Origin of the sequence: Paenisporosarcina macmurdoensis, from assembly GCF_042658845.1 — a bacterium.
GTDB classification, from domain to species: domain Bacteria; phylum Bacillota; class Bacilli; order Bacillales_A; family Planococcaceae; genus Paenisporosarcina; species Paenisporosarcina macmurdoensis.
On sequence record NZ_JBHSRI010000002.1, the window covers coordinates 595,698 to 618,063 of the forward strand.

Annotated in this window: 22 protein-coding genes; 16 read left to right on the forward strand and 6 right to left on the reverse strand. The window is 37.6% G+C overall.

Translation table 11 applies throughout. The features are described 5' to 3' along the window. Positions 1–2: 2 nt before the first annotated feature. From ACFPYN_RS02740 to ACFPYN_RS02780, 9 genes are all read left to right on the forward strand, one after another. Positions 3–800, forward strand: coding sequence for a TIGR00282 family metallophosphoesterase (locus tag ACFPYN_RS02740; protein ID WP_377732382.1), 798 nt, complete (start codon positions 3–5; stop codon positions 798–800). A gap of 87 nt (positions 801–887) precedes the next feature. Beyond that, entirely contained in the window at positions 888–1,157 is a 270-nt protein-coding gene (locus ACFPYN_RS02745) for a stage V sporulation protein S (RefSeq protein ID WP_377732383.1), read from the forward strand. A gap of 254 nt (positions 1,158–1,411) precedes the next feature. Further along, positions 1,412–2,953, forward strand: coding sequence for a tRNA (N6-isopentenyl adenosine(37)-C2)-methylthiotransferase MiaB (miaB, locus tag ACFPYN_RS02750; protein ID WP_377732384.1), 1,542 nt, complete (start codon positions 1,412–1,414; stop codon positions 2,951–2,953). Beyond that, on the forward strand, positions 2,950–3,384 hold the full coding sequence (locus ACFPYN_RS02755) for a RicAFT regulatory complex protein RicA family protein (protein ID WP_377732385.1): 435 nt from the start codon (positions 2,950–2,952) through the stop codon (positions 3,382–3,384). The genes miaB and ACFPYN_RS02755 overlap by 4 nt, the downstream gene beginning before the upstream one ends. Before the next feature lie 626 nt (positions 3,385–4,010). Then, the gene (gene cotE / locus ACFPYN_RS02760) at positions 4,011–4,550 is read left to right on the forward strand and encodes an outer spore coat protein CotE (RefSeq protein ID WP_377732386.1); all 540 of its coding nucleotides are present in this window, start codon (positions 4,011–4,013) and stop codon (positions 4,548–4,550) included. Positions 4,551–4,630: 80 nt separating this feature from the next. After that, positions 4,631–7,207, forward strand: coding sequence for a DNA mismatch repair protein MutS (gene mutS / locus ACFPYN_RS02765; RefSeq protein WP_377732387.1), 2,577 nt, complete (start codon positions 4,631–4,633; stop codon positions 7,205–7,207). A 24-nt stretch (positions 7,208–7,231) separates the two neighbouring features. Then, positions 7,232–9,022 (forward strand): DNA mismatch repair endonuclease MutL, encoded by a 1,791-nt coding sequence (gene mutL, locus ACFPYN_RS02770; RefSeq protein WP_377732388.1) that lies wholly within the window; start codon positions 7,232–7,234, stop codon positions 9,020–9,022. Between the two features lie 544 nt (positions 9,023–9,566). Continuing rightward, positions 9,567–10,280: a hypothetical protein gene (locus ACFPYN_RS02775; RefSeq protein ID WP_377732389.1), complete on the forward strand. Its 714-nt coding sequence runs from the start codon at positions 9,567–9,569 to the stop codon at positions 10,278–10,280. A 183-nt stretch (positions 10,281–10,463) separates the two neighbouring features. Further along, positions 10,464–11,045, forward strand: a complete 582-nt coding sequence (locus tag ACFPYN_RS02780) for a hypothetical protein (protein WP_377732390.1) — start codon at positions 10,464–10,466, stop codon at positions 11,043–11,045. 98 nt (positions 11,046–11,143) lie between these two features. On the opposite strand, the gene ACFPYN_RS02785 is transcribed toward ACFPYN_RS02780, so the two are convergent. Then, on the reverse strand, positions 11,144–11,452 hold the full coding sequence (locus ACFPYN_RS02785; RefSeq protein WP_377732391.1) for a hypothetical protein: 309 nt from the start codon (positions 11,450–11,452) through the stop codon (positions 11,144–11,146). 714 nt (positions 11,453–12,166) lie between these two features. Here ACFPYN_RS02785 and ACFPYN_RS02790 point away from each other — a divergent pair. Next, positions 12,167–12,439, forward strand: coding sequence for a hypothetical protein (locus ACFPYN_RS02790; RefSeq protein WP_377732392.1), 273 nt, complete (start codon positions 12,167–12,169; stop codon positions 12,437–12,439). Positions 12,440–12,472: 33 nt separating this feature from the next. On the opposite strand, the gene ACFPYN_RS02795 is transcribed toward ACFPYN_RS02790, so the two are convergent. The 4 genes from ACFPYN_RS02795 to ACFPYN_RS02810 form a co-directional block, all read right to left on the reverse strand. After that, entirely contained in the window at positions 12,473–12,871 is a 399-nt protein-coding gene (locus ACFPYN_RS02795; RefSeq protein ID WP_377732393.1) for an SET domain-containing protein, read from the reverse strand. A 161-nt stretch (positions 12,872–13,032) separates the two neighbouring features. Then, on the reverse strand, positions 13,033–13,977 hold the full coding sequence (locus ACFPYN_RS02800; RefSeq protein WP_377732394.1) for a metal ABC transporter solute-binding protein, Zn/Mn family: 945 nt from the start codon (positions 13,975–13,977) through the stop codon (positions 13,033–13,035). A gap of 18 nt (positions 13,978–13,995) precedes the next feature. Next, the gene (locus ACFPYN_RS02805) at positions 13,996–14,859 is read right to left on the reverse strand and encodes a metal ABC transporter permease (RefSeq protein ID WP_377732633.1); all 864 of its coding nucleotides are present in this window, start codon (positions 14,857–14,859) and stop codon (positions 13,996–13,998) included. Beyond that, a complete protein-coding gene (locus ACFPYN_RS02810) occupies positions 14,859–15,602 on the reverse strand; it encodes a metal ABC transporter ATP-binding protein (protein WP_377732395.1) in 744 nt (247 codons plus the stop codon). Before ACFPYN_RS02810 ends, ACFPYN_RS02805 begins: the two co-directional genes overlap by 1 nt. A 352-nt stretch (positions 15,603–15,954) precedes the next feature. Here ACFPYN_RS02810 and glpK point away from each other — a divergent pair, with 352 nt between their 5' ends. From glpK to ACFPYN_RS02840, 6 genes are all read left to right on the forward strand, one after another. Continuing rightward, the gene (gene glpK, locus ACFPYN_RS02815; RefSeq protein WP_377732396.1) at positions 15,955–17,445 is read left to right on the forward strand and encodes a glycerol kinase GlpK; all 1,491 of its coding nucleotides are present in this window, start codon (positions 15,955–15,957) and stop codon (positions 17,443–17,445) included. Positions 17,446–17,458: 13 nt separating this feature from the next. After that, positions 17,459–19,105 carry a glycerol-3-phosphate dehydrogenase/oxidase gene (locus ACFPYN_RS02820; protein WP_377732397.1) on the forward strand — a complete coding sequence of 549 codons (1,647 nt, stop codon included), beginning with the start codon at positions 17,459–17,461 and terminating at the stop codon, positions 19,103–19,105. After that, positions 19,105–20,025, forward strand: a complete 921-nt coding sequence (locus ACFPYN_RS02825; protein WP_377732398.1) for an alpha/beta fold hydrolase — start codon at positions 19,105–19,107, stop codon at positions 20,023–20,025. The genes ACFPYN_RS02820 and ACFPYN_RS02825 overlap by 1 nt, the downstream gene beginning before the upstream one ends. Beyond that, complete coding sequence (gene miaA, locus ACFPYN_RS02830) at positions 20,007–20,951, forward strand: tRNA (adenosine(37)-N6)-dimethylallyltransferase MiaA (RefSeq protein WP_377732399.1); 945 nt, start codon at positions 20,007–20,009, stop codon at positions 20,949–20,951. The genes ACFPYN_RS02825 and miaA overlap by 19 nt, the downstream gene beginning before the upstream one ends. 68 nt (positions 20,952–21,019) lie before the next feature. After that, positions 21,020–21,247, forward strand: coding sequence for an RNA chaperone Hfq (gene hfq, locus ACFPYN_RS02835; protein WP_377732400.1), 228 nt, complete (start codon positions 21,020–21,022; stop codon positions 21,245–21,247). Between the two features lie 72 nt (positions 21,248–21,319). After that, positions 21,320–21,619 (forward strand): rhodanese-like domain-containing protein, encoded by a 300-nt coding sequence (locus tag ACFPYN_RS02840; protein ID WP_377732401.1) that lies wholly within the window; start codon positions 21,320–21,322, stop codon positions 21,617–21,619. Between the two features lie 41 nt (positions 21,620–21,660). Here the strand turns inward: ACFPYN_RS02840 and ACFPYN_RS02845 are convergent, their stop codons facing one another. Continuing rightward, positions 21,661–22,278, reverse strand: a complete 618-nt coding sequence (locus ACFPYN_RS02845) for a trimeric intracellular cation channel family protein (RefSeq protein ID WP_377732402.1) — start codon at positions 22,276–22,278, stop codon at positions 21,661–21,663. Positions 22,279–22,366: the final 88 nt, after the last annotated feature.

The window sequence follows — 22,366 nt, forward strand, 5'->3', positions numbered from 1 at the left end:
AAATGAAAGTATTATTTATTGGAGATATCGTAGGTTCAATTGGACGCGATACATTAGAAGATTATTTACCAAGATTAAAGAGAAAATATCAACCCGACGTCGTCATTGCAAATGGAGAAAATGCAGCATCTGGACGTGGAATTACGAAAAAGATATTTCAAGACTTGCTATTTATGGGTGTTGACGTTGTTACGATGGGGAACCATACATGGGATCAAAAAGAAATCTTTGATTTTATTGACGATACCGATTATTTAATCCGACCAGCCAACTTTTCAGATGATGCACCAGGTAGAGGAATGACGAACGTGACCAAAAATGGGCACACGCTATCCGTAATTAATTTACATGGTCGAACATTCTTACCTCCGCATGATGATCCATTTAAAAAAGCGACGGAACTTGTAAAAGAAGCTAAGGAACTATCACCACTAATTTTTGTTGATTTTCATGCAGAAGCAACGAGTGAAAAAATTGCGATGGGTTGGCATTTAGATGGTGAAGTATCTGCTGTTGTAGGAACGCATACACATGTTCAAACAGCGGACGCACGTATTTTCCCAGGCGGTACGGCTTACATTACAGACGTTGGAATGACAGGTCCTTATGATGGTGTACTTGGCATGAAAAAAGAAGATGTATTGTATCGCTTCAAAACAAATATGCCTGTCCGTTTTGAAGTGCCAAAAACAGGGCGTTCTGTACTCAGCGGATTTTTTGTAGAGCTAGATAACCAAACAGGAAAAGCCGTTTCTTTTGAACGTGTTTATATTAATGAAGATTATCCATTCAAGGGATAACTTCTTCTATCCCTCTTTGAACTTGCATATAGTGATTTATGGACAGAATAACCGTCCAACGGTCAGCAAGGACAAGGAGGAATCGTAGTGGAAACATTAAAAGTATCTTCAAAATCAAATCCGAATTCAGTAGCAGGTGCATTAGTGGCAGTTATCCGTGAAAAAGGGTATGCAGAGATGCAAGCAGTTGGAGCAGGAGCATTGAACCAAGCGGTAAAAGCAGTTGCAATTGCACGTGGCTTTGTCGCACCGAGTGGGGCCGATTTAATTTGTTCACCGGCATTTACAGATATCGTAATCGCTGGTGAAGACCGAACAGCGATTAAACTTTTAGTTGAAAAGCGTACACGAGTCTAAAATAAAAAACCCAATCTCAAAAAGAGGTTGGGTTTTTTCTTGTTTTCAAAACAATTTCTAGTATATTCCATGTTATTGAATACTCACATTAAAAAGTAATGATTTAGTGATCAAATTATTATGAAAATCTGCAGTTTCTTTGTCGAAACATCGACAATTGAAGCGAGTACCTTGTAGGAATGACTAGCGTGTCAGTATAATAGAAGAATGAAGTTTTCGTCTGAAGTGATGACCATGATGAAAGGGGTTCTCTAATGAATGAAGAGCAACGCATACATACTTCACAAGTAAAAGAATCGAAAAGTAAAACAGAAAAAGATTATAGCCAATATTTTCAATCTGTTTATGTTCAACCTTCTTTAAAAGAAGCAAAAAAACGGGGTAAAGAAGACATCGCTTATCATAAAGATTTTGCCATTGATGCTGAATTTTCAGGTATGGGAAACGGTCGTAAGTTTTTCATTCGAACATTCGGTTGTCAAATGAATGAGCATGATACTGAAGTGATGGCAGGCATATTCATGCATTTAGGCTACACGCCAACCGAAAATGTACAAGAAGCAAATGTTATTTTGCTAAACACATGTGCCATTCGAGAGAATGCTGAGAATAAAGTGTTTGGGGAGCTTGGTCACTATAAAAAATTTAAACGTGACAATCCAGATGTACTAATTGGTGTTTGTGGTTGTATGTCTCAAGAGGAATCTGTTGTCAATAAAATATTAAAAACTTATAATCAAGTCGATATGATTTTTGGTACGCACAATATTCACCGATTGCCGAACATTTTAAATGAAGCGTATCTTTCAAAAGAGATGGTTATTGAAGTGTGGTCAAAAGAAGGTGATGTAATTGAAAGCTTACCAAAAGTTCGTCGTGGTAAAATAAAAGCGTGGGTTAATATTATGTATGGCTGCGATAAGTTTTGTACGTACTGTATCGTTCCGTATACACGTGGAAAAGAGCGTAGCCGAAGACCAGAAGATATCATTCAAGAAATAAGACAGTTAGCAGCACAAGGATACAAAGAGGTCACATTGCTAGGTCAAAATGTAAATGCCTATGGCAAAGACTTCGATGATCTCACATACCGTCTTGGGGATTTAATGAATGATCTTCGTCAAGTAGATTTACCTCGGATCCGTTTTACCACAAGTCATCCTCGAGATTTTGATGATTACTTGATCGAAGTCCTTGCAAAACGAGGCAATTTAGTAGAACATATTCATTTACCTGTTCAGTCAGGGTCATCAAGTATGCTAAAGCTCATGGCTCGAAAATATAATCGTGAACAATATTTAGAGTTAGTTCGTAAAATCAAGGTCGCTTTACCTGATGCGTCCTTAACAACTGATATCATTGTGGGGTTCCCAAATGAAACGGACGAGCAGTTTGAAGACACCATGTCTTTATATGAAGAAGTTGGATTCGAACATGCTTTTACGTACATTTATTCACCACGTGATGGAACACCCGCTGCTAAAATGGAAGACAATGTGCCGATGGAAGTGAAAAAACAACGGTTACAACGTTTGAATAACCTGGTTAATGATTTTTCTGCTAAAGCGATGAGCGCCTATGAGGGACGAATTGTTGAAGTGTTAGTAGAAGGGGAGAGCAAGAGGAATTCAGACGTCCTAGCGGGTTATACAAGAACGAGTAAGCTTGTAAATTTTGTTGGTGGAGATGAAATCATTGGCAAGCTTGCACGCGTAAAAATAACAAATACAAAAACATGGTCATTAGAAGGCGAATTAATTGAAGTCGTTTCTGGCCAAGAAGTGGGTGTCTCATGACAACGAAATACACAAAAGACGATATTATTGCAAAAGCAAAAGAAATCGCGGATATGATAGCGCAAACTGAAGAAGTTGATTTCTTTAAACGAGCAGAAGCACAAATTAATGAAAATCAAAAAATTCGCGAAAAAATTGCGAGTTTAAAAAGCCTTCAAAAACAAGCGGTTAACTTCCAACAATACGGTAAAGAAAAAGCATTATCGTTAATTGAAGGTAAAATCGAGAAAATTGAAGTAGAAATTGATGATCTTCCAATCGTTCAAGAGTTTAAACAATCACAAGGTGATGTGAATGACTTATTGCAACTGGTTGCTAACACAATTTCTAACAATGTCACAAACCAAATTATTGAATCAACTGAAGGCGATGTACTGCGTGGCGAAACGGGTTCAAGAGTAGAAAATAGCAAACCAGGTAGTTGTTCATAAAAACATAAAAAACTGTTTCCCTTCATTGAGGAAACAGTTTTTTTATTTGGATATTGGTGGGTTGAATCCTACACGAAGCATCGAAATAGCGCCTATGAATGGCAGAGCTTCATATGAATTAATTCGATGTAATCTATTATGCTTGTTCTCCCACTAGTCAACTTGGTTAATGAGACGATATTTTGGTGTAAATTTTGATTGTGAAAAATTTATCGCTCATTTCGAGTGGTTTATCGCTCAATCTGAAGATTTATCGCTCATTTCGGGAATTTGTCGCTCAATCTGGAGATTTATCGCTCAAACATGTCTCAAATACAAGTTAACTTATTGAATCAGACATGATCTCAAAGCTTCCCATAGAAAAGAGCCAGTTCCTTAGCTTAATGCTTTTATAATGGTTTTGTTTTCGCTGCGCTGCTGTTGGAAAGGAGGAGAGTATGAATAATTTATCTACCTTCTGTTCTAACTACCGACTGCTTCCATTAGATGTAACTAACCATCAATGCTCACAAAAGTCGAACTTCCAAAGTTTGTATCAAACTATAGTGGAGCTTTCGACTTTTCTGTTCACCTAATGGGCACCCCCTGCATATCATGAAAAGGAATCGAACGAAGGAGGATGGAATTTGAAATATGTCCGTCAAATCGTAACGAAAGCAGTCGTCGCGAAAGGCAAAAAGAAAGCCGAAGCTTGTGAAACACTACGTCCACCAAATAACCCTTCCAGCATTTTAGGGTGTTGGGTTATTAACCACAGTCACCAGGCGAAAAAGCAAGGGAAATTTGTTGAAGTGACAGGGAAGTATGATATTAACGTCTGGTATGCACATCATGATCATTCCAAAACATCTGTTTTTTCTGAAACAGTGCCTTACAAAGAGCGTATCAAACTGCATTACCGGGATGAAGATGTTCATGGTGTCGAGGACGTCCATGTAAGAGTCGTTCAACAACCTAATTGCACGGAAGCCATTATTACATCCGATGGTGAATTATTTAAAGTAACGGTAGAAAGAGAATTGCATGCTGAAATCGTTGGGGAAACTACAGTATGCATTCAAGTTCAACCGCAGGACGTCGAAGAAGAATGGTCTTATAAAGATGAAAGTTCATCGTCTACCTCATCATTTGACGAATCTAGTTCGTCGTCATCATCATCATCTTAAGCCGGATAGGAAATCCGGCTTTTTTTTTCTGTTATTTTGTTATAATAGAAGAATCGCTAGTAATCGAAAGAGGTTTTGACATGACCACCCATACACCTATGATTCAACAATACTTACAAGTAAAATCAGAGTATACAGATGCTTTTCTATTTTTCCGTCTAGGAGATTTTTATGAACTGTTTTTTGAAGACGCAGTTCAGGCATCACAAATTCTAGAAATCACGTTAACGAGTCGTGATGGTGGAAGTCGAGAAAGAATTCCAATGTGTGGTGTGCCTCATCATGCCGCTCAAAATTATATAGAAACCCTTATTCAAAAAGGCTATCGTGTGGCAATCTGTGAACAAACAGAAGACCCAAAACAAGCAAAAGGCGTGATTAAACGTGAAGTTGTTCGATTAATCACTCCTGGTACGATTATTGAAGGTAAGAATATGGATGGGAAAAGTAACCATTTCATCGCTGCAGCTGAAGAAATTGACGACAATCGCTATGCATATGCCTATTTGGATTTATCGACAGGTGAAGGTGCCAGCGCGATTGTAACAGGTACAGAAAAAAATCTGATCCAGGAATTACAAACGTTATCGATTAGAGAGCTCGTAGTTCCAGAACAATTATTTGTCCTATTGTCTGATTTAGCTGAAGCAAATTCGATTTTATTATCTATCGAAGAGACTGCGATGGAATCCCCTACAGATGAGTCATTTGTTGAGCATATTCCACAGGCAGTTCATGGCGTATGTTATCGACTTTTGAATTACTTGAATCGCACACAAAAGCGCTCACTTGATCATATTCAAGCTTTCCAATACCAAGAAAAAGAAGAACTGCTAACTATTGATTTTCATTCGAAACGAAATTTGGAATTAGTTCAGTCACTTCGTGGAGGCGATCAAAAAGGTTCATTATATTGGTTGTTAGATGAAACGATGACTTCCATGGGCGGGAGAAAGCTAAAACAATGGCTACACCAACCCTTAGCTAATCGTGTGAAAATTGAAGAGCGCCTTGAAATTGTTACCGAAATGCTCGAAGCCTATTTTGTTCGTGCAGATATCAGAGAAAGTTTAAAAGAAGTATATGACTTAGAACGATTAATTGGTCGCATCTCTTTTGGCACTGCGAGTGGCAGAGATCTAAGTCAATTGAGACAATCGCTTCTTCAAATACCACTGATAAAAGAGCAATTGAAAGAAAGTACCAAGCCAGCGTTAATGAAAGCAGCACAGCAATTAGACGAATGCGTAGAACTTTTAGCTTTGTTACAAGAGGCGATTGCGGACCATCCACCACTCTCTGTTAAAGAAGGGGATATCATTCGCGACGGATTCCATGAGCGCTTAGATGAACTTCGTTATGCTAAGAAAAACGGTAAAGATTGGATTGCCGCTCTTGAACTAAAAGAAAGAGAGCGAACAGGCATTAAAGGACTCAAAATCGGCTATAACCGCATATTTGGATACTTTATTGAGATTACCAAATCCAATATCCATTTAGCTGATTTGACGCGCTACGAGCGAAAGCAAACGTTAGCTAATGCGGAACGATATATAACAGATGAGTTAAAAGAGAAGGAATCACTGATTCTAACTGCAGAAGAAGAAAGCTTAGCTTTAGAGTATTCACTGTTTGTCGATATACGTGAGCAGGTCAAAAAATATATCCCACAAGTTCAGCAACTTGCAGCAAAAGTAAGTGAACTGGATGTCTATTCTAGTTTTGCTGAAGTGTCAGATCATTATCGTTTAACGAAACCAACATTCCATGACGGCTTGGAATTAACCATAGTTAACGGCCGTCATCCAGTGGTTGAAAAAATGATGAACAAACAACATTATGTACCAAATGACTGTGCGCTGACTTCAACAGAAAATATGCTATTAATTACAGGACCCAATATGTCTGGTAAGAGCACGTTTATGCGTCAAGTAGCCATTACTGTCATCATGGGTCAAATGGGCTGTTATGTGCCCGCAGATGAAGCTGTGTTGCCTGTTACGGATCAAATCTTCACTCGTATCGGTGCAGCCGATGATTTAGCAGCTGGACAAAGTACATTTATGGTCGAAATGCTCGAGTCGACTTACGCAATAACTCACGCAACTGAACGCAGTTTATTATTATTTGATGAAATTGGACGAGGTACCTCAACGTATGATGGAATGGCACTTGCACAAGCAATGATGGAATACATTCATACTGAAATTCGTGCCAATACCTTGTTCTCAACGCATTATCACGAATTGACTCAGTTGGAACAACAATTAGATAAGTTGAGAAATGTCCATGTAGCCGCTGTAGAACAGAATGGGAAAGTCGTTTTTTTACATAAAGTAAAAAGTGGACCTGCCGACAAGAGTTATGGTATCCATGTCGCAGAACTTGCCCAGTTACCTGAACCGATTCTCGCTCGAGCAAGAGATATTTTGAAAGAACTTGAGGCTGAAAAAGAACATGATCGTAAAGATAGCCAGAGTTCAGTCAATGAGCAATTAACTTTCTTCCAAGAATCTAAGCAACAACCAGAAAGATTAGCAAAAGAACCAGTCCAAGACGATTTAGTATCATCGATTCGAGATTTAGATATTTCAGGGACTACACCGATGAAAGCACTTCAATTTTTATATGAACTACAGCAAAAAATCGGTAAATAAACTTGTGTGAAAGGAGTAGATCCCATGGGACATATACGCTTAATGGATGAACCCTTATCGAACAAAATAGCAGCGGGTGAAGTTGTAGAACGGCCTGCTTCAGTAGTTAAAGAACTTGTGGAAAACGCGATTGACGCCGGTAGTACTTCAATTGATATATATCTAGAAGAGGCGGGGTTACAAACGATCCAAATAACAGACAATGGGAGCGGGATGGATGAAGAAGATGCCATTCTTTCTTTTTCACGACACGCAACGAGTAAAATAGCAAATGAATATGATCTTTTCCGTATACGAACACTTGGTTTCCGAGGAGAAGCACTGGCAAGTATTGCTTCTGTATCTAAAGTGGCATTATGGACTTCTGATGGTTCTACTACTGGGACAAGTATTGAAATAGAAGGTAGTCATGTGAAAAAACAGCAAGCAGGTGCACTTCGAAAAGGGACGGATATAAAAGTATCCCAACTGTTTTTCAATACACCAGCTCGATTAAAATATATGAAAACCATTCAAACAGAGCTAGGACATATCATCGATTTAATTAATCGACTGGCGCTTTGTTATCCATCTATTGCGTTTAAATTAAGTCACGGTGAACAAGTGTTGCTTCATACAAATGGTCGTGGTGATTTACAACAAGTAATCGCTGCAATATATGGAATGGCAATTGCCAAAAAAATGATTCCGTTTGAGGGCGAATCAGCTGATTACCGTATCCATGGTTACGCATCCTTACCAGAAATCACACGTGCATCAAAAAATTACCTTACTCTTTTTGTAAATGGTCGATGGGTAAAACATTATAGCGTGCAACAATCAATTGTTAATGCATACCACACGTTCTTACCAATAGAACGGTACCCCCTTGTCATATTGAATATTGTGGGTGATCCTTATTTGACGGATGTCAACGTGCATCCATCAAAACAACATATTCGATTAAGCAAAGAAAAAGAGTTGCAACAATTAGTCGAAGACACGATTAGAAACACGATTCGTTCAATAATGAGAGCACCGGAAATTGCCGAAAAACCCAAAAAAGCGATTGCATCAAGTGAACAAATGGATCTATGGAAGTCAAAACCAGCCCAACCCACTTATTCAGAAAATCGCTCGATGCACACGTTTAACAAAACATCAGACACATCAATGGTAAAAGAACAAATGGATCATCAAGAGCCATTTATTCCTCCAATGGAAAACATGCAAGCTGTTTCCTCTAAAGAGCCATTCCCAGAACTTGATATCGTTGGACAAATTCACGGCACGTATATTGTTGCTCAAAGTGTAGACGGGTTTTATTTAATTGATCAGCATGCGGCACAAGAACGAATTAAGTATGAATTTTTCCGTGATAAGGTAGGAGAGGTCGAAGCGGGAGAGAGGCAGTCTTTGCTCATTCCTTTGTCGATGCATTATTCTGCCGATGAAGCATTACGCTTAAAAGAATATGCTGATCAACTCGAAGAAGTTGGAGTTTCGATCGAAGAATTTGGTCCAACTACCTTTATAGTTCGCGATTACCCGGTATGGTTTCCAAAAGGATTTGAAGAAGAAATTGTCAAAGAATTAGTGGAACAAGTGCTAACTGGTCGAAAAGCGGATGTTAAGAAGTTACGAGAAGACGCAGCCATTATGATGAGCTGTAAACGTTCGATTAAAGCCAATCATTTTTTAACAAAAGATGATATGACGAAGCTACTATTTGACTTAAGACAAGCTGAACATCCATTTACATGTCCACACGGACGCCCTGTTATTGTTCATTTTTCCACATATGAAATTGAAAAAATGTTTAAACGGGTTATGTGATTTTTATTATGAAATTTTGAAGCACATTTGAGTCAATTTCATAATTCATTAAACTGGATGTAAACACGAGCATTCTAAAAACAGAGATACTGTCGATTTCCGTTACGGGCGGACGCTTTCCGCGGGTGGTCCGTGTGCCTCCTCGTTCGCTACGCTCTCTGTGGGGTCACACCTGGACACACTTTTCCGCTGGAGTCGCCACCCTTCACTCCAATCGAATTAGCGAAATTCTTAACAAACTCAAAGGAATACACTTCAAATATTCGTGTATCATTCATCAAGAGGCATTTATGAAATCGACTCATCTATTAAAATAATCAACCAAATATAACTCTAAAAAACACTGCAAATCGCAGTGTTTTTTCATTTCTTAGTATTATCCCAAATGATTGTTGTATTGGAAGGGTATATTCTCAATCGTACAGAAAAATATGATTCTAGAGCAAACATGGTGTGTTAGTTGAAGAACCGGTTGCCTTTAAAGATCAATGAATAATAATAAGATGCTTCTACCACACTAATTAAAAAAGTGGAGTGGAATAGTATGAAGAACTTTTTTATAAAATTGTCGCCGATATTAATCATAATATTAGTTTCAATGGCTATGGTGACCAAGGCTAATACAGCAGAAAGAGTTGTTGGACAATTACCCGAAGCATATCTTACTTTATACGCAACTGAAAAAAAAGAGGGGAGTTTAACAACAGATTTAACAAATTTCACACTCAAAGTGAAAGGGCATACTTACTTTTTTTCAAGATGGATGAATGTACCTAATCCAACATATTATCCAGAACTCTATTACAGTGATGTGAATAATGATGGGAAAAAAGAAATAATTATTGTTTTAACAACAGGTACCGGAAGTGGAGTAGTTTTACAAGAAGTTCATGTGTTCCATGAAAATAATGGGGATTTAGTAGAGGTACTTGTCGATAATCCTGTGGCTATTATTAACAAGAATGTAAAAACCAAATCAAGCAATACAGAAGCAGTCATTACTATTGATAACAATAAAACCAAAATTAATTTTGAGGAGTTAGGTATTGTTCCAGCACACATTTCTGAAAATGTTGGATTTGGAAATAAGCTCAAATTTAAAGTTATTGACGATAAATTAGTAGCTATAGTAGATGCATCAATAGCACCTACAGGTGGAGGTTTAGGTGAAATTCATATTGCTTATATGTTCAAAGATAATATGTATCAAGCTGAAGAGATTAAATTTATTCCCTTCTGGAAATTAGAATTCTACTGAGTAAGTTTTCACATTTATTTAATTGATCGAATTTGGTAAATGGTGCGTTAATCCAACAAGGATTAACGCTTTTTTTGCTGACCTCATTAAAATACAGATGCAGGTTAGTCGTAATATTTTGTTCAAGTTAATACAATTAATGGTAAAATAGGAATAATTACATTTTATAATAAGGGGGATTGTATGAAGTCTTTTATTTGTATGTTCATAGTTCTAATGATGTTGTCCGGTTGCGCAAGTAAACAATCTGTAGAACTCATAAGTTCATCTGTTGAAATAAGAGATGATAGATCAGGGGGAGTAAGTATTACTTCTGGAGATAAGAAAGGCGAAATTATAGAACCTATTTCACTTAGTTACGATTTCGTATTAAAGAATACTGGTAAGAAGGTTCTGGGTGGAATGGAGAAAATTAATAGCCAAACATTCGAATATAACGACGGGATAAAAGTTTATATTGAACCTAACGAAAAGTTACAAGAAGTTACTACAGAGGTAATGGGTTTTAACATGTATGACGAAGAAGATAGACAACAAGCAGGTTTAGGTATGGGGATAACTGGTACTCCAGTTCTTGAACAAAATCAAGAAGGAAAATATACACTTGATTTTGTTTTAGGTGCATTAGAAGAAAATCCTGAGATACGTATTGCACCTTCATCAGAACAATTAAATAAGTTAAAAAGAAATTCTCTGGATGCACTTGTAATTATTCATATTGCGGATGAGGAAATAGCACGATTTGACCTCAAGAATCCTAATTAAGAAGTCTAAAAACAATTCCCTTACCCTCCATGTAAAAAGCCATAAGGGAATTTATTCTCCTAAGGCTTTTTAGTTATTCTTTTTTATATTTTGTTTTATTACTTCTCACTTTCTATAAATTCTATTTCAAATATTAAATCATCAAAATCATCGTTTGGTTCAAAATCATTACAATAGTATCTTTTTTTATTTTCTTTAATATCTTCTATTCTCATAGCAAATCCCGAAAAACCTGAAACACATGAACCAGTTCCAGTATTATCACAAAAGTTATTTATTAAGAGAACTCCTTCTTCAATTTTAACATCAACTGTAAATTCTTTTGGAACCTTATCCTCGCAGAATTTATATCCACCTTTTGTTAGTGTATGTCCATCATAAGTTAATTTACCTTTCATACCTGTCATATTAAAAGATAATCCTTGCTTATATTCTGAGTTAGTAGAAATCATTGAGACTATTGCTTTAAACTCTTTAGGTCCATAAATAAAATCTGCTGAATATATTTTTTTCCTTTATATTCAATTGGTTGTCCAGGTTCAATAAACATATCTGCAAAAAATGGCATAGTATCCCTCCTTATTTTGAAATCCAGTTTCTATATTTATCTATAATAAGAATGCTCCCAAGGTGTTACTTTTTTAAAATTGATGCAAAAATTAGTCCCACAGTTTAAACCTTAAATATCTATTCTACCACTGAACTGGAATGTATCTCGTATACACCACAGGTTGGCATAACATCACGACTCGGAAGTTAGCCCCACCAAAATCCTAAGGACACGCTCAGTTCTTCTTCTTTTCGACCATTCCTTTCGCGTGGGAATCTAGAGGTCCCTCATTGCACTCTGACCAAGGTTATCCATCTTATGCATACCAGGATTGATAAAGTGCACACCAATCCATAATCGGTGGTCCAGATGCGCGGTAGGAAGTTGTTCAAGTCCTTTCGTTCTATCATTAATTCAATCTTTGCAGCATCTCTTAATCAACCTCTAACACAAAAAAACGTAATCTAAAGTGGACCTTATATAATAAAATGAGTTCTATTCCTAGTGTTAAAATTTGAAGCAGATGGAGAGGCTACTATAAATAACACTCCTTCATAAAGGAGATAGCCTAATGACTGAGTTTCCGATTATTCATACAAATGTTTGGGATGCTGTTTGGGCAATCCCAGTAATTATGATAGTAATAATCGTACTCAAGGTGTTGTTGTCTATTTCTTGTAAACACATTCCTGTAAGTGCAACAGTCATAGGAATGTTCATTTCTATATTTATTTGTCATCCTCAAAATTTATCAGCTGGAATTTTTATGGGATTTTTTTATAGCGCCGCTGCGATAGGGACGTTTGCTTCATTAAAAACAACATTCCAAGCATACCGAAGTTAATCAAAAAAAAGCCCAACGACGGACTAGCAATTGCTAGTCATTCGTTGGGTTTTCGTTTTCTTGGTTGAACCACAATGGATCATCATTTTCGACTTCTCCGTTATAGTTAATCAATACTTCTTCACCAGCTTTAATATCTTTGTAAGCAAAGAAATCAAACGTGTGATTATCAAAATTGATATCATACATGGCATTTGGTTTGTACGAGTGATTAAACAACATGCCATATCCTAATACCAATGCAGTATGGTTTATGCCATATTCAAAAGCATAATCCGCTAAAAGTGTTTTCTCAACATGTTCATGTTGTTCATTTGGATAGGGGAGAACTGGCGCTTCATGAATGAGTTCGCCTTTTTTGATATCCCGTTTTGCAAAAACGCCACGATTTAATTCTCCGTCACTTAATGTAGATGTTTTAATTTCAATCATTAGGTTCACCTTCTCAATTCGATTGTTAATGTTATAGATGACTTGCCGGAAGATATACTAGCAGTTAAATCGTCCAGCAAGTTACAAGTATAACATGTGGAATCTTAATCGTAATCTTACTAGGAAAATAGTAACTATTATTCATAAAGGTTCAGGCAAATCTATTTTTCAGTCAAGCCATTATAAATCGTATCAATATTCCATTCCATCATTTTAATATACGTGTCACCATCTTCACCGGGCTTACCGATGGAGTCAGTGAAGACTTTACCGTAGATTGGAACTCCAGTTTCATTAGACACGGTTTCCATACTACGAGGGTCTATGCTCGTTTCAACAAACAATACAGCATCTTTTTTCGTATTAATAAAATCAACTATTGATTTTACTTGTTCCGGTGATCCTTGATTTTCAGAATTGATTTCCCAAATATAAGCTGCTTCAAAATCATAAGCTTCAGAGAAATATTTAAAGGCACCTTCGCTTGTAATTAAAAGACGCTGTTCTTTCGGAATTTCATTATACCGTGTAACTGATTCCTGATGAAGAGTTTCAAGTTTTTCAATGTAGGCTTGAGCGTTCTTTTCATAGACATCTGCATGTTCTGGATCAACTTTAATCAATCCATCTCTTGCATTCTCAGCATATTTAATTCCATTACGAATATCCAACCATGCATGAGGGTCTGTTTCAGATTCTTTCCCTTTAGTAGTCAAATATTTTGGTTGAACATCTTCACTCATCAGGAACACAGGGGAGTCTTTTTCGCCTTTGTTGGCAGTAAGTAATAATTTTTCAAACCATGAGTTTCCTGCTTCTAAATTAAGTCCGTTGTAAAATACTGCATCTGCATCTGTTGTCAGTTGAACATCTTTTGGAAGCGGATCATATTCATGTGGATTAGAACCAACTGGAGCAAGGGTATGAATTTCTACTCGGTCTCCACCCACATTTTTAACAATATCGTAAACAATTGAATAAGTAGCAATGACTTGAATTTTTTCGTTAGGATCTTTTTCAGCATTTTCATCTTCTTTACCACATGCTGAAATAACTAGGAGCAATAGGATGCTCATGATGCCTGTAACATATTTTATAGTTTTCATCTTAATCCTCCAAATAATTTATGATTGTGAATGCATTTCTCTTTTTCGTGCACTTTTGATCGTGCGCCATACCAAACCTTGCTTCGGTGAAAATAAAAACGCAAGAATAAATAAAGCTGTGGCAGCAAGTACAATGGTTGCACCTGAAGCTAAGTTGTACGTATAACTAAAATACAATCCGAGTATGGATGACAACACACCGATGCCAGCTGATAGGTAAATCATGACCCACAGTCGGTCTGTTAATAAATACGCGGTTGAGGCTGGCGTAATAAGCATGGCTACTACAAGAATGATACCTACTGTTTGTAACGAAGCGACAGTTACTAAAGTAAGAAGGGCCATTAAGAAGTAATGAATGACTTTTGTAGGCAAGCCATATGCTGCTGCCATTGTCGGATCAAACGAACTAACGAGTAGTTCTTTATAAAAAACATAAATACAGACGAGCACGAAAATGCCGATGATCAGAGTTGACCACATTTCTGACGGACGAACGGCAAGCACATTACCGAATAAAATGTGATACAAATCTGTACTACTTTTCATAAATGTAATCAGAATTATGCCGGACGCAAATGCAGCGGTAAACATGATGCCAATTGAGACATCGTTTTTAATCCGACTATTTTGGCTAATGAACCCAATACCCAGGGCGGTTATTAAACCAGTAAATACAGCTCCAATAAAGAAGTTAATGCCAAGTAAGTAAGACAGGGCAACACCAGGTAGCACAGCATGGGAAATTGCATCACCCATTAATGCCATCCCACGTAGAATAATAAAACACCCGATGACTCCACAAATGATGCCAACCATTATTGATGTCAACAAAGCTTTTTGTAAAAACTCATATTGGATGAGCGCTTCAATAAAATTCATCATACTCTAACCTCTTCGCCTACCAATGAAGGAAATTGATTGGTGTAAGCTTTACTTAAAACTTGAGGTTGGAATACTTTTTCAACATCCCCATGTTCAATCAACTCTTTGTTTAACAGAATCAGTTCATTAAAGTAATCACTAGCTTTACTTAAATCATGATGGACAACGACTACTGTTTTTCCGTTATCTCGGAGTTCTTTTAATATCGAGATAATTTTCTCTTCGCTCGTAACGTCAACGCCTACGAACGGTTCATCAAGAAAATACATCTCAGGTTTTTGAGCCAATGCTCGAGCAAGGAAGACCCTTTGCTGTTGTCCACCTGAAAGTTCGCCTATTTGTCGATTAGAAAGCTGAGCAATGCCTACTTTTTCTAAACATTCCATAGCTAATAACTTATGTTCTTTTTTAGGGCGTTTGAAGATTCCTAAGTTTGGATAGGTCCCTAGTAAGACCGTATCCATTACTGTGATTGGAAAATCCCAATCGATATTGCTTCGTTGTGGAACATAAGCAACTTTAGTTTTCATTTCTTTAATGGATTTCCCAAGTATTTCAACTTTTCCATTATCCTTTTTGATCAAATTTAACAAAACTTTTAAAAGTGTCGATTTACCAGCACCATTCGGCCCAATAATGCCAACCAAATTGCCTTCTTCGACGGTGAAACTAATATTTTTTAAAGCTTCCGTACCGTTATACGAAACATATAAGTCGTTAACAGTAATTGCTGTTGTCATGATGTATCCCTCCAGTAGTAAGATATTTATCTTTTAATCTTTATTTAAAAATAATTATTTCCTTATCGAAAAAAAGTTTCCTTAGAACAACTATATGCGGTAACCATTCAGAAAGCAACTTACATTTAATAAAAAATTATATTTATTACAATGTTGCGAAATTAACCACAAGGTAAATACGAGTTACTATTCATTTCATGCGAGTGTAGTGTTTCGTGTACATTCATTTAGGAAAAACAGTATAATTAAAGGAAATAATTTCTTTTAAAACTAAGCTATCCGATGGAAGAATTAATGAGGGATGACAACCAGATAAAGTAGCCTTAAATAACGCTCTTGAGGAGGAATGAGTATGGGACAATACATGTTAGCCATTGACCAAGGAACAACCAGTTCGAGAGCTATCCTTTTCAATAAGGAAGGCGACCTTGTTCATACTGCACAAAAAGAATTTCAACAATATTTTCCGAAACCAGGATGGGTTGAACATAATGCCAACGAAATTTGGGGATCTGTTCTTTCCGTTATCGCAGCGGTATTGACCGAAAGCGGAATTCAACCGATTGAAATTCACGGAATTGGCATTACAAATCAACGTGAAACAACGGTGGTTTGGAACAAAAAAACGGGACGTCCGATTTACAATGCGATTGTGTGGCAATCTAGACAAACTCAAGAAATCGTGGATCAATTAAAAAAAGAAGACTTAGAAAAGTGGTTTCAAGAAAAAACGGGATTGCGACTAGATCCTTATTTTTCAGGAACAAAAGTAAAATGGATATTAGACCATGTAGAAGGGGCGAAAGAATTAGCAAAGCAAGGCGATTTATTATTCGGCACCATCGACTCATGGTTAATATGGAAGCTATCCGGTGAAAAAGAGCATACAACCGATTATTCTAATGCATCGCGAACCTTATTATTTAATATTCATGATTTAAAGTGGGACGAGGAAATTTGTGAGAAACTAGATATTCCACTTTCGATGTTACCTAAAGTGGCATCATCTTCTGAGGTATATACAAAAACAGACCCAACTGTTTTCTATGGTGCGGCGGTACCAATCGCAGGAGCTGCTGGGGATCAACAAGCAGCTTTGTTTGGACAATGTTGTTTTGAAAAAGGAATGGCGAAAAATACCTATGGCACTGGCTGCTTCATGTTATTGAATACAGGAGAAACAGCAGTCACCTCTGACAATGGTTTATTGACTACAATTGCATGGGGAATTGACGGTCAAGTGACCTATGCATTAGAAGGTAGTGTTTTTGTCGCTGGATCGGCGATTCAATGGCTTCGAGATGGTCTCCGAATGGTGAAAAATGCTTCGGATAGTGAATCTTATGCCAAAAAAGTGGATTCAACTGAAGGCGTATATGTGGTTCCTGCTTTTGTAGGGCTCGGAACGCCTTACTGGGATTCAGATGCAAGAGGTGCTATTTTTGGTTTAACTCGAGGTACGTCAAAAGAGCATTTCATTCGTGCCACACTGGAATCTCTCGCTTACCAAACGAAAGATGTATTAGATGCAATGGAGCAAGATGCAGAGATAAAAGTTGATATACTTCGCGTAGATGGTGGTGCAGTGAACAATGAATTTCTGATGCAATTCCAAAGTGATTTGCTTGACCTTGAAGTAGAATTAGCCAAATTAAACGAATCTACTGCACTTGGGGCTGCGTATTTAGCAGGTCTTGCAACAGGTTTTTGGTCTGATATAGAAGAAATTGAAAAAATGCGTAGCAGTAAAAAAACCTATTCACCGAGTATGGATAAAGATAAAAGAAATGAACTTTACAGTGGTTGGCAAAAAGCAGTAGCAGCAACAAGACTGTTTAAATAGAGGAGAGATACTTATGCTATCAGCAATCGGACGCCCTAATAAAATCCAAACTCTTAATACGTTCGAATTTGATTTACTGGTCATTGGTGGTGGAATTACTGGAGCGGGTATTGCTCTTGATGCGGTTACACGTGGATTGTCTGTTGCTTTAGTAGAGATGCAAGACTTTGCAGCAGGGACTTCAAGTCGATCAACAAAGCTCGTTCACGGTGGGCTTCGCTATTTAAAACAATTCGAAGTGAAGATGGTAGCAGAAGTAGGAAAAGAACGAGAAATCGTCTATGAGAATGCAGTTCATGTAACTGAGCCCGAATGGATGCTTTTACCATTCCATAAAGGTGGCACGTTTGGTCCAATTTCAACGTCTGTTGGACTTCGTGTATATGATTTTCTGGCAGGAGTCAAACGTGACGAACGTCGCCAAATGTTAACCACTGAAGAAACAAAGATAAAAGAGCCGTTATTAAAAACACAAGGCCTACGTGGTGCTGGATACTACGTGGAATATCGAACAGACGATGCTCGATTAACGATAGAAGTCATAAAAAAAGCGGCTGAAAAAGGTGCGATTTGCGTAAACTATGTAAAGGCGGAATCCTTTGTCTACCAACAAGGGAAAATAATTGGTGCTGAAGTAGTAGATCAACTTTCTGGACAACTCGCGACCATACATGCCAAAAACATTGTGAATGCTACAGGTCCATGGGTAGACGAAGTTCGGATTAAGGATTCAATTGAAAATGGCAAGCAACTGAGAATGACTAAAGGTGTGCATGTCGTTGTAGATCAATCGAATTTCCCTCTTAAACAAGCCGTTTACTTTGATACTTCAGATGGCCGAATGGTATTTGCAATCCCGCGAAATGGCAAGGCATACGTTGGAACGACAGACACTTTTTATGGAGAAAATCCTAAAAACCCAGTGGCTACTCGCGAAGATGTTGCTTACATATTAGAGGCGATTACTTATATGTTCCCTAGTATCCAGTTGTCACCCCAGCAAGTTGAATCGACATGGGCAGGTGTTAGACCGCTTATTTTCGAAGAGGGAAAAGATCCGTCTGAGATTTCTCGTAAAGATGAAATCTGGGAATCAGCAAGTGGGCTTGTGACAATTGCTGGTGGAAAGTTAACGGGTTACCGTAAAATGGCTGAAATGGTCGTAGATCGCGTATGTGAAAATACCAAATCATCATCTTTCGGACCATCCGTTACCAAACATCTACCATTGTCTGGTGGAGCGGTTGGGGGTTCTGAAGGGTTCAAGTCATTTGTTGAAATGAAAGCGATAGAAGGGCAAGAATATGGCTTAACTTATGATGAATCACGACATCTTGCAGCGTTTTATGGGGCAAATGTAAATCATTTATTTGCTTATGCAAATGTACTGCAAAATAATTCATATGGATTGCCTTTGCCTTTAGCTGCTAAACTTGCCTACGCAATCCAATTTGAAATGACTTGCACACCCGCAGACTTTTTTATTCGACGAACGGGTGACTTATATTTCAACATGGATGAAGTGCATGCTTATAAAGAGCAAGTATGTCAAATGATGAAAGTTCAGCTCGGCTATTCAGAAAATCAGGTTGATTTTTATCGATTTGATTTAGATAAACAAGTGCAAGAAGCTACATCATTCCGAGAGGAGAATGCCTGATGACTAAAAGTATCCATTATGTAAAAATGTCGGATGGCTATGAAATCTACACGGTTGTGTATAAACCACAGACTCCACCAATAGGACATGTTCATCTATTACATGGCATGGCAGAGCACATTGGTCGCTACGAAGAATTTGCACTTCATTTGGTCACACAAGGATATATCGTAACCGGACATGATCATCGAGGACACGGAAATTCTGGGCAAAAACAAAGTCAAATCGGATTTTTTGCAGACAAAGATGGTTTCGAAAGAGTGACTGAAGATGTACGAGAAGTTTTGCAAGATGTGCGAAAAGATATTATATGCGATAAACCCATTCTCTTTGCTCATAGTATGGGTTCCTTTATTGGCAGAAGATATATTCAAGTATACGGGCAGTCTGTTTCCAAAATTGTCCTGTCTGGAACGGGTGGACCTGTTGGTGTATCTGGATCGCTAGGAAAATGGATGGCTAAAGGATTTGGACACTTAAAAGGAAAACAAACCGAAAATCAGCTATTAAACAAACTGACTTTTGGTAAATATAATGCCGCTTTCAAAGATGCCAAATCTGAATTTGATTGGTTAAGTTCAGATCCCAAAGAAGTTAAGAAATATATCGATGATCCTTTCTGTGGCTTTGTAGCGAGTAATCAATTCTTTGTGGACTTAATTAGTGGATTGCAGATGATTCATCATACTAAAGAAATCGCCCATATCCCAAAAGATCTCCCGATACTCTTGATTTCCGGATCTATGGATCCTGTGAGTCAAAACGGGAAGCAAATTTGGGTGGTTGCTGAACAATATAAAAAAGCTGGCCTAAGTGATGTTACAGTAGTATTGATTGAAGGAAAAAGGCATGAGATATTAAAGGAAATTGGAAAAGAAGAAACATATGAGGTAATTACAAAATGGATGGAGAAAAAATGATAGATATCGATGTGCTTGCCATAGTAGGTCCTACTGCTTCAGGAAAGACCGCAATTTCCATTAAACTTGCGAAATTGTTAAATGGTGAAATAATCAATGGTGATTCGATGCAAGTTTATAAAGGTCTGGATATCGGCACAGCTAAAATTACACATAGTGAAATGGAAGGTATTCCTCACCACTTACTAGATATAAAAGAACCCACTGAGCCTTTTTCAGTTGCTGAATACCAACAGTTAGTTCGTGAAAAAATCGCTGAAATCCAAACTAGAGGAAAGTTACCTATACTCGTTGGGGGTACTGGACTTTACGTGCAATCGGTATTATATGATTTCCAGTTCACAGAGGACCGAGTGGATGAAACGATTCGCAATGCGTATTACGAACAACTGAAGCAACTCGGTCCTGAAGTGATGCATGCCAAGCTAGCACTAATCGACCCACAAAGTGCTGCAGTGATTCATCCAAACAATACGCGCCGAGTTGTGCGTGCGTTAGAAATCGCAGAACACTCGGATACGACGAAATCAGCTGAAACACAAAATCAAGGTCATGAAGCCATGTATCGTCACGTGATTTTAGGATTGCAAATGGATCGGGAAATACTGTATGAACGAATTAATTTACGAGTCAATCGCATGATTGAACAAGGACTAGTAGATGAAGCTAAGGATCTTTGGAATCAAGAAATTAAAAACGTACAAGCAGTTCAGGCAATTGGCTATAAGGAGATATACGCCTATTTAGCCAACCAGATTTCTTTGGAAGAGGCAATTGATCAAATCAAACAAAATTCACGAAGATATGCAAAGCGTCAGCTCACATACTTCCGAAATAAATTGCCAATTAAATGGATAGAGCCAGATCTTAGTATGGAAGAAATACTTCCAATAATTAATCAAGATATGCAGGAGTCTGCTCATTAACAGCGAATATTATCTAGTGTAACTAAATCATTTACAAACACTTGCGTTCATTTGGGAGGAAGTGCAACATGAAAACGATAAACATTCAAGATGTTTTTTTAAATCAATTACGAAAAAACAACGTATTTGTAACGGTGTTCTTATTGAATGGATTCCAGTTAAAAGGACATATTAAATCTTATGATAACTTTACCGTGTTGTTAGAGTCTGAAGGCAAACAACAACTCATTTATAAACATGCCATATCAACATTTGTTCCTGCCAAACCAGTATCACTTGCAACTGAAGAAGCATAAACAAGATGTTTGACATTATACCCACAGGGGTATATTATTAAAAATGTAAAACAACTTACTGGGGGTATAAATATGAAAACGATTCAACCTGAAGAACTACAAGCGAAATTAGATGCTGGTGAAACAGTTCATATGATTGATGTTCGAGAAGCAGATGAAGTAGCTGCAGGGAAAATTCCAGGAGCACAACATCTTCCATTAGGACTAGTGGAATTTAAACATCAAGATTTAGATAAGACAGAAGAATATGTGATCATTTGTCGCTCGGGTGGACGAAGCGGGAAAGCTTGTGCGTTTCTTGAGAGTCAAGGATTTGACGTAACGAACATGTCTGGTGGAATGCTAGAATGGCAAGGCGAAGTAGAACTGTAAAAACGAAAAGATAATAAAAAGCAGCTTATCTCGGTATCGAGTTAAGCTGCTTTTTCTAATGCAGTTAAAGTACGGAATGGCAATCGCCACTTATATAAATATGAAATAACGCGTAAAATAGTTGTTGAGACAAACAAGATATAGAGTGATAGGTCACTTACCGCTATGCCAAATCCAATGACGATTCCCGTTACGACTGCCCAAACAGCATAAATTTCGTTTTTTAGAACCAGAGGTTTTCGCTTCGCTAGAACATCACGAACAATGCCTCCTCCTGAACCAGTCAAAACAGCTGCGACCACAATTGCACTAATTGGTAACCCTAACTGAACAGCAAACAATGCACCTTGTATAGCGAACGCTGACAAACCGATTGCATCGAAGAAATTTCCCCATCGGTTCCAATGCTTTAATAAATCTTGAGGGAATAAAAAAACAGCTGTTATCGCAAATAGAGCAATATGAAACATCATTTCTTGTTCCCACAATGCTGACACCGGTACTCCTATTAATAAATTCCGAATCGCGCCTCCACCAAATGCAGTCACAATTCCGAGTAAATAAACACCAAATAAATCATATTCTTCTTCCATGGCCACAATTGCACCAGAAACGGCAAAGGCAATTGTTCCAATAATACTTAACATCTCCCAAGCCACTTCACATTCCTCCAGTATTCAATAGAACGAACTAAATTGTAGCAGATTAATGAACAATTACAATAGTGAAAGAACCTAGCCTGTATAA